Source organism: Verrucomicrobiota bacterium (assembly GCA_016200005.1).
Taxonomy (GTDB): Bacteria; Verrucomicrobiota; Verrucomicrobiia; order Limisphaerales; family PALSA-1396; genus PALSA-1396.
Genome location: JACQFP010000061.1, coordinates 1 through 15571 on the forward strand (window position 1 = coordinate 1; position 15571 = coordinate 15571).

A 15571-nucleotide genomic window follows, 5' to 3' on the forward strand; every position below is an offset into this window, starting at 1 on the left:
AGTTACTGGATCGCGTGATCGCGGGAGTGAAGTTCGTCGATGGTGTCGAACTCAACCCCAAGGCAATAGCAGCGTAAACACATTTACCCTTGGGATGCCCTCCACCCCCCGCCATCCACAACTTTTGGAAATTTCTCGTCATCGAAATGCAACGCCTTCAGTTAAAGTCCGCATAATCTGCTGGGTAGAATGGGGCATTGTCAATCGCTGTTTCCGGCGGTGCGACTGCCTTGCCTTCAATTGCATTGACTAGCAAAACCATCTGTGATTAATGAACTAGTTAAGACTTAAAACAGCCACGAAGGACTATATGTCTATCCGACCAAACACATCTTCATTGACCGAAATCAAACTTAGAATCGCTCGTTGTTTTCTTGTGTGCTTTTTGTTTTTGCCGTTTTGCGCCCAAGGCCAACTGTGCAATCCCGCGCCATCGGGCCTGGTCGGTTGGTGGCGGGCAGAAAGTAATGCGAATGACAGTGCGGATGGCAATCAAGGAACGCTGCAGGGTGGAGTGAACTTTGTGTTAGGTGAGGTGGGCCAGGCCTTCAACTTCAATGGAACCAATGCGTATGTTGAAATTCCCAGCAGTGCCAGCCTCAAGATGACCGGCCCGTTTAGCGTGGAGGCGTGGGTGAACTACGAGAAGGTGACTGCACCGTACGGCGACATGATTGTCACCAAAGGTCAAGACGTCGAGGCGCCGGTCGATTGGGCCCTCAGTGTCAGCGACCTGCAGAAGCTCAGACCGCACGTGAAAGTGGGGACGAGTTGGGTTGTCTTTGATTGTGCTACCACTCTGAGCACCGGCGTTTGGTATCACGTGGCGATGGTGTATGACGGCTCGACCTTACGGGGCTTTGTGAATGGTGTCTCTGACGGGGCAGTGCCGGTTTCGGGCCAGTTACAGGCGACGGACTTTCCTTTGAAGATTGGCGCCTACGCGCCCGTCAACGGAACAGCAAGCAAGAACTGGTTTGCAGGGCGCATCGATGAGGTTTCGATTTACAACCGCGCGCTTGCGACCAATGAAATTCAAGGCATCTACAACGCCGGCAGTGCAGGGAAGTGTCCGCCGCCAACCTGTGTTGCCCCTCCGTCGGGTTTGGTCAGTTGGTGGCAGGCGGAGAGCAACGCGTTGGACAATGCCGACGGTAATGACGGCATGCTGCAAAACGGGGCCACGTTTGCTGCCGGTAAAGTGGGCCAGGCGTTCAGTTTTGATGGAGTGGATGATGTAGTCATTGTGCCCGACGCGCCCAACTTGAGATTTGGTCCTACCTCCCCAATGACAGTGGACATGTGGGCTTTTCGCACTTCAACCAATGCGGCCCAGCACCTGATCGGCAAACGCTCGGGCTGCACGAGCAGTTCGACCGAAGGAACTTTCCAGTTGGTTTTTGACGGCGCGGGTGCAGGGCTGGCCTTCGGCCCGCCGGGCGGCTCGTGCGCCTGTTCGGGCCAGAGCTTGCCCCTCAACACTTGGACGCATCTGGCCGGCACGTTTGACGGCACCACCTTGCGCCTGTTTATCAACGGACAGTTGGCGGCGACGACTCCCGGCTCGCTGGGACCGGCGAACACGGCGCCTTTGAAGATCGCCGACTCGGGCACTTGTGGTGCGGACTACGGTGCGGCCTTTGGCGGGCTGATTGACGAGGTTTCTATTTACAACCGGGCACTTTCGACCAATGAGGTTCAAGCGATCTACAATGCCGGCGTGGCGGGCAAGTGCAGCGTCCCTCCTTCCATCAACTCGCAACCCGCAAGCCAAACGGCGCCCGTTGGTGCCAACGTTACGTTTGCCGTTGTCGCGGCGGGCTCGAGTCCGTTGAGCTACGTATGGCGCTTTAACCAGACAAACATACTTGTTACTGCAACCAACAGTTCCTTCACACTGACCAATGTACAGCTTGCTGATGCTGGCAATTACAGCGTCGTCGTCAGCAATGCGCTGGATACGGTGACCAGCAGCAATGCTATCCTGACCGTGATTCTGCCGATTTGTATTAACGCACAATCGAACTTGGTCAGTTGGTGGCAGGGTGATGGCAACGCGCTCGATTCAAGTAGTACTAATCACGGAACCTTGGTTGGAAACGCAGGCTACGCGACGGGGAGAGTTGGGCAGGGATTTGTCTTTGACGGAAGTACAGACGGGGTGAATATCGGTAATCCCACCAACCTGAGGTTGCAGAACTTCACCATTGAGGCTTGGATAAAGCGGGCAAATGCGAGCCGCGCAACGATAGATCCTGCCAATATCAATGGCTGCATCCTCTCTTACGGCCAGAATGGCTACGGGTTTACCCTGCTTGATGATGGCAGATTGGACATCACGCAGGTCGGCGTGGGGGGAGTTTTCTCGTCGGCGCTCAGAATCACCGACACAAATTTTCACCACGTGGCTTTGACCAAGTCGAACAGTGCAATCATGTTTTACGTTGACGGTGTAGGGGAGACAGCAAGTCCGTACAATCCTAACTTCACTTTCACTTCCTCGCTTGCGATTGGAGCGCGCGGGGATAATCTGACGGCTGGTTTCTTTGGCTTGATAGACGATTTGGCAATTTACAACCGCGCTCTTTCGACTAATGAAATCCAGTCGATCTATTACGCGGGAAGTGCGGGCAAGTGCGGGTTGCCACCCACGATCCTGACCCCGCCGCAAAGCCGCACGGTTCGCGCTGGGACCAATGTTACTTTCAATGTTGTCGCGACTGGTACACCGCTCTTGAGTTATCAGTGGTGGTTTAACACGACGAATTCCATCAGCGGCGCCACCATCTCCTCGCTCGTGGTAAGCAATGTTCAGACGGCTCAAGCGGGAAACTACACCGTAGTTGTCAGCAACAACATCAACTCAGTGACGAGCGCTCCGGCCAATCTCAAGGTTCAATACATATTCGCGTTCGGCAACGGCCAAAGCCTGACCAACGCTCAATATAGCTTCGTTGGTTCCGTCACCATCCAGTTACAAACCATTTTCACCAACGGAGCGATTCTCTACACCCTGGATGGCTCGGCGCCGGACTTTGATTCGGCAGAATATTTTGGCACTTTCCTTGTTACGGATTCGTCTGTTCTTCGCGTCCTCACTTACAGCGCGGACTTTTCGCAGTCATCGGAGGCGGATCCGATCACCTTGACCATCATTCCTACCTATTCGCTGACGGCGACGACGGCGGGCGGAGGAACGGTTTCCGTAAATCCAACCAACGGCCCCTACGCGAGCAATTCGGTGGTCAATGTCACCGCCACGCCGACCAATGGCTGGACGTTCCTCGGTTGGACGGGGGACGCGAGCGGCACCAACACGACGATTGGCGTGACGATGAATCGAAATAGATTTGTGCAGGCGCTTTTCGGCACGCGGCTGAGCACCACGGTGGCCGGTAACGGCGCCATTACTTTCCTTGCCTCTGTATTTCCTCTTGGGGCGTTGTACCCCTTTGGCACCGTGGTACACCTTGACGCCGTGGCGCAATCAGGAAGCTATTTTGCCCTGTGGGGCAATGCTGCCAGTGGCAATACCAATCCTTTGAGCTTTGCCATGACCAAGGCCAACCCGACCATCTCTGCGCTGTTCACCACGTTAAACGCCGGCGAATTCGCGCTGACGGTCATCCCTAATGGTTTTGGCCAGGTCACGGTCAACCCGCGGGCCAATCGATACACCAACGGACAGAACGTCACGTTGACAGCCGTGCCGGATGCGGGACGACAGTTCATTGATTGGAGCGGTGATGCCACAGGCACGAACAATCCGTTGATCGTCGTGATGGACCAGAGCAAGACCATCATGGCGGATTTCACCGGGCGGCCCGGCTTGATCATTGAGAACGGCCCCGACGCATTAAATGAAGAGGGCTTCCACCTGACGCTGACGGGAGATGTTGGCGGCCATTACCGGATCGACGTCTCCACGAACTTGCTGAACTGGTCCGCACTACTGACACTGACGAACAATACCGGCACCGTGCCCTTCATCGACCCCTCGGCCACGAATTCGTCTCTGCACCTCTACCGCGCGGTAACGGTCCCCTAGCGCCTTGATTTGGGAGCTTGTCGATGGCTGTCTTCTGCGATTCAAGGCTGGCGGAAAAGCAGGATTTACTTTTCCTCCAATTGCCGGCTCAATCGACAACATCACTATGAAAACGATGGCCGGCTTTCTTTTCGTCATTTCACTTTTGGGGAGCAAATTAGTTTTGTTGGGAGCAGACCCACCCGTCCCCACGTTTCGTGCGGTGGATGTCGATACAAAGATCGAAATTGGTTACGGGGTCGCGGTGGCCGACGTGGATGGCGACGGCAAGCCGGACATTCTACTCGCGGACAAAAAGCAGTTCGTCTGGTACAAAAATCCAACATGGCAAAAGTTTGTGCTCGCCGAGAATTTGACCAAGGAAGACAACGTGTGCATTGCGGCGGCGGACATTGACGGCGACGGCAAATGCGAAATCGCCGTTGGCGCGGGTTGGAATCCGGGCGACACAGTGAACAGTGGCGCGGTGTTCTATCTGGTTCCCCCGAAAGACCGGACGCAAAAATGGGAGCCGGTCGATTTGGCGCACGAGCCGACAGTGCATCGGATGAGGTGGGTGAAAAACTGGCAAGGAGAATATGAATTGGTGGTCGTACCGCTTCATGGTCGCGGCAACAAAAATGGCCAGGGCGAAGGAGTCAAAATCCTGGGCTACAAGAAATCAGTTGATCCAAAGGGCACGTGGACAACCCGGCTGATGAATGATGGGCTGCACATGACTCACAATTTCGAACCGATACAGTGGGATGACGACGACGCGCAGGAGATGTTGCTCGCTTCGAAGGAGGGAGTCTTCGTGCTGAATTGGGACGCGGAAGCACGCGCCCTAAAACTCACGCAACTTTCCGGCACTGAGAGTGCAGGCGCAGGGGAAGTTCGCTTGGGCAAGCTCACTGGGGACAGACGCTTCTTCGCCACGGTAGAACCGATGCACGGAACGAATCTGGTTGTCTATACTCCGCCGGCTGAGAACAGCGGAAAGAGTCTTTGGCAACGGAACGTTCTCGATTCCTCACTGGTTGACGGGCACGCGCTGGCTTGCGGTGATCTGTTGGGGATGAGTTCGGATCAAATCGTCGTTGGCTGGCGGGCGATGAACAAACCGGGCGTCAAGGTCGGCATCAAACTTTTTACGCCGCTCGATAACGAGGGCAAGAACTGGCGGCAAACGTTGATCGACGACAACACGATGGCGTGCGAAGATCTGACACTTGCCGATCTCAACGGCGACGGGAAACTGGATATCGTGGCCGCCGGTCGCGCCACGAAGAACGTGAAGGTTTATTTCAATGAAAGCGCGAAGGGTCAGTGAGAACGCTCCCGCTTATACGCGCTACAATCATGAAACAATTTCTTAAGAAAAGCACCTTCATCGGACAATGTGGGCTGAGCCTTTCATTGGTCATTGCGGCAGGTTTGCTTTACCTGGCTCCGGCCGCATGGTCCGCGCAAGTCCGCGAGGAAATTACGTTGCACGTATCGCCCAACGGCAACGATGCCTGGTCGGGTCAGCCGAAAAATCCCGATCGCCCGCGCACCGACGGTCCGCTGGCAACATTGCGAGGAGCGCGCGATGCAGTACGCCGATTGAAGCAACACGCATCGTCGCCCACAACAATTCGCGTGTTGGTGGCGGGTGGAACTTATTCGATGACCGAACCGGTGGTGTTCGCGCCGGGAGACAGCGGTCTGCCGGAGACGCCGGTAATTTACCAGGCCGCCCCGGGCGCCAAACCAGTCTTCAGCGGCGGAAGGAGAATTCTTGGTTGGAAAGCGGGCGCGAATGGAATCTGGTCCGCGCATCTGCCCGATGTGGCTGCGGGCAAATGGTACTTCGAACAGTTGTTCGTCAATGGCCATCGCGCCGTACGCGCCCGAACACCCAATCAGTTTTATTTTTACATGCAGCACAAGGTGGAGGAGGGAATCGATCCATTAACCGGTCAAAAGGCGAATCTGGCCAGTCGCGCGTTTCGCGCGCGAGCGGAAGACATGGAACCGCTGTCCACGATTTCCACCAACCAACTCCGCGACGCAACGGTGGTAGTCTATCATGCGTGGGAAATTTCCCGGCATCGCGTGGCAGCAGTTGATTCCGCGATGGCCACGATTGTAACCACAGGCGGCGCGCCGTGGGCGTTTATGCAGTGGGCACCAAACCAGCGGTATCATCTGGAAAATTTCAAGGCCGCCCTCGACGTGCCCGGCGAATGGTTTCTCGACCGCGACGGGACGCTTTACTACAAGCCACAACCTGGCGAGAACCTGAACAAGGCTGAAGTGTTTGCGCCGGTCGCGGAACAGTTCGTCCGCTTCGAAGGCGAGCCGGAGAAGGGCCGGTTCGTGGAAAACATCACGCTCAAAGGGCTAGCGTTTCGTTACGGACAATACGTTCTGCCGCCGGAGGGTCACGCTGATGGACAGGCGGAGGCCAGCATTTCCGCTGTCATTATGGCGGACGGCGCGAAGCACATTGCCATCGACGATTGCGAGATTGGCCACGTGGGGATTTACGGCGTTTGGTTTCGGCGCGGCTGTCAGGATTGCAGTCTGGTTCATTGCTGGTTGCACGATCTCGGTGCGGGCGGCGTGCGGATTGGCGAGGGTCGCATCGCGCCAAATCTGTCCGAGCGCACCGGCAACGTCACGGTGGACAACAACATCCTTCAATCCGGCGGGCGGATTCATCTCGGCGCGATTGGAGTATGGATCGGCCAAAGCGGCGACAATCGTGTGACGCATAATGACATTGGCGATTTTTATTATACGGGCGTCTCGGTCGGCTGGACGTGGGGCTACGGCGAAAGTCTGGCGCAGCGGAATCACATTGATTTCAATCACATTCACCATCTGGGCTGGGGCGTGTTAAGCGACATGGGCGGCGTTTACACCTTGGGCATTTCGGACGGGACAACCGTCAACCACAACGTCGTGCACGATGTTTATTCTTACGATCTCTATGGTCGCGGCGGCTGGGGACTTTACAACGACGAAGGCAGCACGCACATCAACCTCGAAAGCAACTTGGTCTATAACGTCAAGACCGGTGGCTATCATCAGCACTATGGAAAGGAAAACTTGATCCGCAACAACATCTTCGCTTTCAGCATGGACGGTCAACTGCAACGCTCACGCGTCGAGGACCACCTCTCCTTCACGTTTGAGTACAACATTGTCTATTGGAACGGTGGCAGGCTGTTCGGCGGTTCGTGGAAGGATGCCAACGTAAAGCTGGAAGACAATCTTTACTGGGACGCTTCCGGCAAACCGATTGATCTTCAGGGCATGAATTTTTCCCAGTGGCAGAAGGCGGGCAAGGATGCCGGCTCGATTGTGGCGAATCCGGAATTCATCGGGCCGGAGCGGTTTGATTTCCATTTGAAGAAGAATTCGCCAGCATTGCGCCTTGGCTTCAAACCGTTTGATTTCTCACAGGCCGGCGTTTACGGCGACGCTTCGTGGTTGAAACTCGCGCGGCGACTTCAGTATCCGCCCGTGACATTCGCACCCGAACCGCCGCCACTGAGTCTGCGCGAGGATTTTGAAACGACGCCCGTAGGCAAGCCGCCGAAGGAAGCGCAGATTTCGGTTGAAGGTAAAGGCGATTCGCTGTCGGTGACGGAAGAAGCCGCAGCTTCTGGAAAGCGCAGCTTGAAGGTTACCGATGCTCCGGGTCTGAAACACCGCTTCAATCCGCATTTTTATTACGTACCGCATCATCGTGAGGGAGTGACGCGTTGCGCATTCGACATCCGCATTGAAGAAGCCACCGAGATGTTTTACGAATGGCGTGACGAGGCGAGCCCGTACCACGTCGGCCCGAGCTTCTCGATCAAGAACGGCAAATTGACCAGCGGCGGACAGGAGTGGATGACCATCCCCTTCAAAGAGTGGGTGCATGTGGAAGTCACCGCCGCTCTGGGGGCAAGTCGCCGCGGCAGTTGGAATCTCAGCGTGACCCTGCCGGGCCGTCCGGTGAAACAATTCACCGGCCTCAAAACGGGCAGTGCGGACTGGAAATCGCTCGACTGGCTGGGCTTCGTCAGCCAAGCCGACACCAAAACCATTTTTTACCTGGACAACCTGCAACTCGATAATGAAAAGCAGTGAAGTTTGGTGGTATTGAAATTCTTCTCTCCTCTGTTCGCATTGCTTTAATCAATCCCCGACAAAGTTTTATCAATTAACGCCGGCAGCGTCGGAACGCTAGTTTCGAGCGCATGAAAACCAATACGCTCGCTCCCTTCGAAAAACGTCCACAAATGTTCCCGACTCCACCCCTTGACGGCATCGCAACCGAAGTTGGTTGCGGCGAAACTGTTTTCGCCTTCGAGAGAATAGCGACGCGCAACGGCCTTGGAAGCACCGCGCGGTTGAAACTTGCACTGGCTACCGGGGAAGATCGCGAAACCATTTATCGTCTCCGGCACGACGTGTACGGAAAGGAACTAGTTCAGCATCCGACCAATGGCGACGGTCGGTTGCGGGATTCGCTCGACGAGGGAAACATTTACCTTGTTGCTTCCGTCGGCGAAGAACTGGTCGGCTTCATCAGCGTGACGCCTCCAACTTCACAGACGTATTCCATCGACAAATATCTTTCGCGGGAAGAACCACCGTTTCCCTTCGACGACGGCCTTTATGAAGTCCGCTTGTTGACGGTCATCAAACCCAGTCGTGGTCGGCAAATTGCCGCGCTGCTCATGTATGCGGCGTTTCGTTGGGTGGAGGCACACGGGGGCGCGCGCATCATGGCGATTGGCCGGGAGGAGATTCTCGACCTTTACCTTAAAGCAGGTTTGCAACCCATCGGCATCGCTGTTCGATCCGGCGCCGTCACTTACCAGGTTTTGCAGTCCCCCGTTGCCTCACTTCGACAACGAGCGGGATTGTTCGCGGGATTGTTCGACAGGATCGAGCGCGAAACGGATTGGCGACTCGCCATTCCGTTTCAAAAGCCGGCCTCCTGCTTTCACGGTGGAGCATTTTTCTCGGCGATTGGCGAGGAGTTTGAAACTCTGGAAAAGAGGCAAACCATCATCAACGCCGATGTGCTCGATGCCTGGTTTCCGCCGTCGCCCAAGGTAATCTCGGCGTTACAGGATAATCTTCCGTGGCTATTGCAGACATCGCCGCCGACCGGATGCGAGGGATTGATAAAAACCATCGCGCGCGTCCGAGGCGTGAATGCCGACTGTGTTCTGGCCGGGGCCGGGTCTTCGGATCTGATCTTTCTAGCGTTTCGTCAGTGGCTCTCGCGGGATTCCCGCGTGCTGCTGCTCGATCCGACTTACGGCGAGTACGCGCATGTGTTGGGAAAAGTCGTTCGTTGTCAGGTTGACCGGCTGACGCTGTCGCGGCGCGACGGGTATCGTTTCGATCCAAGGCGGCTGGAGGAATATTTCGAGTATGACTACGACTTGATCGTGCTGGTCAATCCCAACAGCCCCACGGGTCGCCATGTGGCGCGCGAGGAACTCGAAGGCGTTTTGCGGCGTGTGCCGGCCAACCTCCGCGTTTGGTTGGATGAAACCTACGTCGAATATGCCGGCGCGGATCAATCGCTGGAACGTTTCTCCGCCCAAAGCGAAAACGTCATCGTTTGCAAGTCGATGTCGAAGGTCTATGCCTTGAGCGGTGTCCGTGCGGCGTATCTTTGTGCCGGACCCCAGCAACTTGAACAACTGCGCGCCATCACACCGCCGTGGGCGGTCAGTTTGCCCGCGCAATTGGCGGCAGTGCGGGCCTTGGAAGATTCGCCGTATTATAGCGGGCGATATGAGGAAACTCATCGTCTGCGGTCTCAGTTGGTTGAACAACTGTGCGGGCTGAATCTGGAAATCGTGCCGGGCGTCGCGAATTTCGTCCTCTGCCATCTTCCTGCCGACGGCCCGCACGCTTCAACGGTGGTGGCGCACTGTCGCGATCAGAATCTTTTTTTGCGGGACGCATCGAACATGGGCTTGCAACTGGGCAAACACGCCCTCCGCCTCGCGGTCAAAGACGCTGAAAAAAACACGCAGATGGTCGAGATATTGAAACGAGTCTTGCGTGATTGAAATTTGTCTTTGAATTCTGCCGGATTCCCCGCCAACATCCGCGCTCGATTTTGAAGTAGTTGGAGTTCAAGCTTCAGCTTGTTCGGTAGCTTGAACACAACCCGACAAGCTAAAGCTTGAACTCCAGCAGAATAATTTCATGAAGCGCACGCATCACTGCAACGAACTTCGCCCGGCCCACATCGGGCAGACCGCGACCTTGTCCGGCTGGGTCCATTCCCGTCGCGACCTGGGCGGCCTCATCTTCATCGACATCCGCGACCGCGAGGGGCGCACCCAGACGGTGTTCGATCCGTCGGATTTGCCAAAAGAACTTTTTGAGCGCGCCGCCGCGCTGCGCAGCGAATGTGTCATCAGCGTCACCGGCAAAGTCCGCCAACGACCCGAAGGCACGAACAATCCCAAGATAGCCACGGGCGAAATTGAAGTCATGGCGAAGGAAATGGAAGTGCTGAACATGGCCGATGTGCTGCCGTTTCCGGTGGACGATCCCGAAGTGGCGAGCAAGGTGAATGAAGAGTTGCGCCTCAAATATCGCTACCTTGATTTGCGTCGCCCGGAGATGGCGCGCAATCTCCGCCTCCGCAGCAAAGTCGCCACCGCCACGCGGGTCTTCATGGACGAGCAGGGCTTTCTCGAGGTCGAAACGCCCTTGTTATTCAAGTCCACACCCGAAGGCGCGCGCGAATTTCTCGTGCCGAGCCGCGTCACTCCCGGAAGTTTTTATGCGCTGCCGCAGTCGCCTCAGCAATTCAAACAAATCCTGATGGTCGGCGGTGTGGAAAAATATTTTCAACTGGCCCGTTGCTTTCGCGACGAAGACCAGCGCGCCGACCGCCAACTGGAATTCACGCAGATTGACATCGAGATGAGCTTCATCGAGCGCGAGGACATTTACGCGCTGATTGAAGGTCTGCTGAAGCGCGTCTGGAAGGTCGCGCTCAACCTGGACGTGCCGACGCCTTTCAAACGCCTGACGTTTCAGGAAGCCATGAACCGTTACGGTATCGACAAGCCGGACACTCGTTTCGGCATGGAACTGGTGGACTTCACCGAGGAATTTCGCGCGAGCACGTTCAAAGTGTTCAGCGGCGCGGTCGCAAATGGCGGCGTGGTGAAGGCGCTCAACGCCAAGGGTCTCGCCGGCGCGACGCAAGGCCAGATTGAAACGATGACCGAATACGCCAAGAGCTTCGGCGCGAAAGGGCTGGCGTTCATCAAGGTCGAAGGTGGCGAATGGAAATCGCCCATCGTGAAATTCTTCAATGATGCCGAGAAAGCCGCGCTCACGAAAAAGCTGGCCATCGAGGAAGGCGATTTGGTTTTGTTCGCCGCCGATCAATGGCTCAACGCCTGCGAAATCCTCGGCAAGATTCGCCTCTACTGCGCCGACGTTTTGAAGGCGCAAGGCAAGCTGACCATTCCCGCCGACCGCTACGATTTCCTATGGGTGATCGAGTTCCCGCTGCTCGGTTTTGACCGCGAGCAGAACCGCTGGTATTCGAGCCATCATCCGTTCACTGCGCCGGTGGCCGAGGACATTCCTTTTCTAAAGACCGACCCGAAGAAAGTTCGCGGCCAGCACTACGACATCGTGGTGAACGGCACGGAACTCGGCGGCGGTTCGATTCGTATCCATCGCCCCGACGTGCAAAAGACCGTGTTCGAGGAAGTGCTGCAAATCCCGCCGGAGATGGTGAAGGCGCGTTTTGGTTACATGCTGGAGGCGTTTCGTTATGGTGCGCCGCCACATGGCGGCATCGCGCTCGGCTTTGATCGGCTCATCGCAATTCTCTGCGGCACACCAAGTATTCGCGATGTGATTGCGTTTCCGAAAACGGCGAAAGGCGCTGACCTGATGACCGATTCACCAGCGGCGGTTGAGCCAAAACAACTGCGCGATCTGCATATTGAATTGAAAGTGGCGAAAAAGGAGTAGGGTTGTCCGCCCACGTGTCGAAATTGCCGTCGAATCAATCCTGAATAAAATAACTCAGGTTCTCCAGTTCGCTGGCGAGATTGACGTTGTTGACCATGACTTCCTCTGGCACGTGAAGGACGATCGGGGCGAAATTCAAAATGCCCGTGATGCCGCATTGCACGAGTGTGTTGGTCACTTCCTGCGCGACGGAAGCGGGCACGGTCAGAATGGCCATGCGCACGCGACGTTTGCTCACGAGTTCCGGCAGGTCGTCCATCTCCAGCACCGGCTGGGTGATTTTTTTATCGCGCCTCGGTTTCGCATCAATGTCGAACGCCGCCACAATTTCAAATCCTTCCTGTTCGAACCCGCGATAGGAAAGCAGGGCGAGACCGAGATTGCCGACGCCGACGAGGATGACCGGCTGGAGGCTTTTGGTGCCCAGCACATCGGAAATCATTTGCGAAAGTTGCTCGACGTCGTATCCAAGCCCGCGCGTGCCGAATTGACCGAAGTAGGTGAGGTCCTTTCGGAGTTGGGTTGATTTCACACCGGCGACGGTGGCCAACGCTTCGCTGGACACCGTGCGAATGGCATTGTCCTTGAGTCGTGCGAGGCAACGCAGATAAACCGACAGCCGATAAATCGTCTTGCGCGGAATTTCAGGGCGATCGTTTCTTTTCAAAGCGGCAAAGGGATAATGGAAAAAAAGTGGGCAAGCAAGCCTGACCAGCAGACAGTGCGCGGCTGAGTTCTCTTTTCACTCGCGCGAGGTTACTGTTGGCAAGTTTGGATAAACCTGTTACCCATAAGCCTTGCATGAATCGAACAGATTTCACAACGACGCGGCAAACCATTTCGGCCTCGGCTGCAACGGCGGGCACCGTTCAGGTCGTGACGTGTTTGGGACTGAAGCCGTGATCGTGGGAATCGGCAGCCCTCTTGGATTTTAGTCATGAAAGTCACCCTGAACTGGCTCAGACAATACGTTGATTTCAACTGGTCGCCCGAGGAATTGACCGCGCGTCTCACCATGCTCGGGCTCGAAGTCGAAGGCGTGCAAAAGCTCGGCGGCGAATTTGAAGGCGTGGTCGTCGCGCAGATACTATCGAGCGACAAACATCCCAACGCCGACAAACTTTCTGTTTGCAAGGTGGCCGATGGACAGGGTGAACGCCAGATCGTCTGCGGCGCGAAGAACTACCACGTCGGCGATAAAGTGCCGCTGGCCCTGCCCGGCTGCACGCTGCCCACGCCCGCCGGATCACCCCCGTTCACCATCAAAATCGGCAAGCTGCGCGGCGTGGAATCGCAAGGAATGATGTGTTCCGCCAAGGAACTCGGTCTCGCCGAGGACGCGGAAGGTTTGTTGATTCTTCCGACCGGCGCAAAAGTCGGCCAACCCTTCGCTGAACATCTCGGTCGTTTCGCCGGCGATGTCGTTTACGACCTCGAAATCACCCCAAACCGACCCGACCTCAACAGCGTCATCGGCATCGCGCGGGAAATTGCAGCCGTAACGGGAAATCCGCTGCGGATGCCGGAATTCAAAATTCAAAATTCAAAATTCAAAATTGATGAACTGGTCGCAGTCCGCATCGACGACGCTGAGCTTTGCCCTCGTTACACGGCGCGCGTCGTTAAGGGTGTAAATATTGGCCCAAGCCCGGATTGGTTGCGTTCCACGCTGGAAAAAGTCGGCATCCGCAGTATCAGCAATGTCGTGGACGTGACGAATTATGTGATGCTTGAAAGCGGCCAGCCATTGCATGCCTTCGATTATCATCTCATCGCCAAGGGCAAGGACGACAAACCAACCATCGTCGTCCGCCGCGCGGTTGCGGGAGAAAGATTCAAGACGCTGGATGGGCAAGAGCGCACGCTTACGAATGAAATGCTTTTGATCGCCGACGAACAGCAAGGCATCGCGCTCGCCGGCATCATGGGCGGACAAAACACGGAGATCAACGACTCCACCAAGGACGTGTTGATCGAGAGCGCTTATTTTTCGCCAACCCAGATCCGCCGCACGAGCAAGGCCTTGGGCTTGCGCAGCGAATCGAGCTACCGCTTCGAGCGCGGCGCGGACGTCGGCATCTGTGATTGGGCCAGCCAACGCGCGGCCCAATTGATTCTGGAAACCGCCGGCGGCCAGTTGGCCGGGGACGTGGTCGATGCTTATCCCCATCCGGTCGAAACTAAAACCGTTTCGCTGCGTGCTGAAAAGATCGCGCAGTTGCTCGGCGTTGCGATTTCGCGAGAGCAGGCGGAAGCCATGCTGAACAGCCTCGGCTTGAAAACCGCGGTCCGCGTGCCGCAGCCGTTGGACGGTTCGACAGACGCACCGTTGCCGCCGCTGAAATTCCGCATTCCGACTTTCCGCGTCGATCTCAAGCGGGAGGTCGATTTAATCGAGGAAATCACCCGGCTTTACGGTGTGGATAAGATTCCTGCCACAGCGCCGCGCGACGTGATTGGCTCAAACGCCTATGACGCGGTGCATGATCAACTGGCGGACGCCCGTCGCATTCTCACCGGCCTTGGGCTTTGCGAAGCGCAAGGACAGACGCTGATTTCCAGCACGGAGTGCGGGGTGCGGAGTGCGGAAGCGGTCCGCCTTGCCAATCCGTTGAGTTCGGATATGGACGTGCTGCGCCCCAGCCTGCTGCCCGGATTGCTCGCTGCGCTGCGCCACAGTCTCACGCACAAGACTGAGGACGTGGCGCTCTTTGAGATTGGGCGGGTCTTTGCGCATCTGGACGGTCCGCCGCAGGAAGAGCGCCGCGTGGCGCTGGCGTTGACGGGCAGGCGACACCCCAGCTTCTGGAGCGGCGAGAATCGGGAGGCCACGTTCGACATCTTTGATTTGAAGGGGTTGCTCGAAGAATTCTGCGAGCAGTTCGGTGTGCGCGGATTGACTCATTCCCGTCGTGACGATGACCGCGCCCTTTATCTCGAATCCGCCGCGATCCTGTTGGGCAAACAAGTCATCGGTGAGTTTGTGCAACTTCAGCCGGTGCTCGCCCGGCGCTTTGACTTGCGGGCTGCCGTGTTGCTGGCGGAACTGAATTTCGATTTGCTGCTCGCCCGCCGCAACCCGTCCAAGTCGTTCAAGCCGCTCCCACTGTTCCCTTCCATCCGCCGGGATGTCGCCATGCTCGTGCCGGACGCGACCACTCACGCAGCCGTGCTTCAGACGGTGAAACAGGCGAGGCCACAAAATCTGGAATGTGTGGAGTTGTTCGATATCTTCCGCGGCAAGAATGTGCCCGCTGGACAAAAGAGCATGGCTTATGCCTTCACGTATCGCCATTCCGAACGCACCTTGACCGATGCCGAAGTGAACAGTGCCCACGAAAAGCTGGTGGAAAAGTTCGGGACGGTTTTGCAAGCGGTGATCAGGGACAAATAGCGCCCCAGCCCAAGGCTGGTAAAGCGCTCGGGAAAATTGCCAAACCGTCGCGGTTGTTCACTCCCAGAGACCCGGCGCAGGTAGTAAACAGTGTTGCAAGTTGCAAGTCTGGCGGTCGGATGTGTTGCAAA

Annotated in this window: 7 protein-coding genes; 6 read left to right on the plus strand and 1 reads right to left on the minus strand. The window is 56.5% G+C overall.

Features of this window, described 5'->3' with window-relative positions; translation table 11 throughout:
* Positions 1–310 precede the first annotated feature (310 nt).
* From HY298_20245 to aspS, 5 genes are all read left to right on the plus strand, one after another.
* Positions 311–4048 (plus strand): immunoglobulin domain-containing protein, encoded by a 3738-nt coding sequence (locus HY298_20245; protein MBI3852594.1) that lies wholly within the window; start codon positions 311–313, stop codon positions 4046–4048.
* Positions 4049–4163: 115 nt separating this feature from the next.
* Positions 4164–5360, plus strand: a complete 1197-nt coding sequence (locus HY298_20250) for an FG-GAP repeat protein (GenBank protein MBI3852595.1) — start codon at positions 4164–4166, stop codon at positions 5358–5360.
* A gap of 29 nt (positions 5361–5389) precedes the next feature.
* Positions 5390–8158 (plus strand): right-handed parallel beta-helix repeat-containing protein, encoded by a 2769-nt coding sequence (locus HY298_20255; protein ID MBI3852596.1) that lies wholly within the window; start codon positions 5390–5392, stop codon positions 8156–8158.
* Positions 8159–8268: 110 nt separating this feature from the next.
* The gene (locus tag HY298_20260; GenBank protein ID MBI3852597.1) at positions 8269–10107 is read left to right on the plus strand and encodes an aminotransferase class I/II-fold pyridoxal phosphate-dependent enzyme; all 1839 of its coding nucleotides are present in this window, start codon (positions 8269–8271) and stop codon (positions 10105–10107) included.
* Between the two features lie 139 nt (positions 10108–10246).
* The gene (gene aspS / locus HY298_20265) at positions 10247–12046 is read left to right on the plus strand and encodes an aspartate--tRNA ligase (GenBank protein MBI3852598.1); all 1800 of its coding nucleotides are present in this window, start codon (positions 10247–10249) and stop codon (positions 12044–12046) included.
* A gap of 34 nt (positions 12047–12080) precedes the next feature.
* Here the strand turns inward: aspS and HY298_20270 are convergent, their stop codons facing one another.
* A complete protein-coding gene (locus HY298_20270) occupies positions 12081–12713 on the minus strand; it encodes a redox-sensing transcriptional repressor Rex (GenBank protein ID MBI3852599.1) in 633 nt (210 codons plus the stop codon).
* A 270-nt stretch (positions 12714–12983) separates the two neighbouring features.
* Here HY298_20270 and HY298_20275 point away from each other — a divergent pair, with 270 nt between their 5' ends.
* Positions 12984–15440, plus strand: coding sequence for a phenylalanine--tRNA ligase subunit beta (locus HY298_20275; protein ID MBI3852600.1), 2457 nt, complete (start codon positions 12984–12986; stop codon positions 15438–15440).
* Positions 15441–15571: the final 131 nt, after the last annotated feature.

What these genes read in the sequence shown, in the direction of transcription:
- HY298_20245 (MBI3852594.1), top strand. Translation starts at nt 311, where the DNA reads ATGTCTATCCGACCAAACACATCTTCATTGACCGAAATCAAACTTAGA.
- HY298_20250 (MBI3852595.1), top strand. Translation starts at nt 4,164, where the DNA reads ATGGCCGGCTTTCTTTTCGTCATTTCACTTTTGGGGAGCAAATTAGTT.
- HY298_20255 (MBI3852596.1), top strand. Translation starts at nt 5,390, where the DNA reads ATGAAACAATTTCTTAAGAAAAGCACCTTCATCGGACAATGTGGGCTG.
- HY298_20260 (MBI3852597.1), top strand. Translation starts at nt 8,269, where the DNA reads ATGAAAACCAATACGCTCGCTCCCTTCGAAAAACGTCCACAAATGTTC.
- aspS (MBI3852598.1), top strand. Translation starts at nt 10,247, where the DNA reads ATGAAGCGCACGCATCACTGCAACGAACTTCGCCCGGCCCACATCGGG.
- HY298_20275 (MBI3852600.1), top strand. Translation starts at nt 12,984, where the DNA reads ATGAAAGTCACCCTGAACTGGCTCAGACAATACGTTGATTTCAACTGG.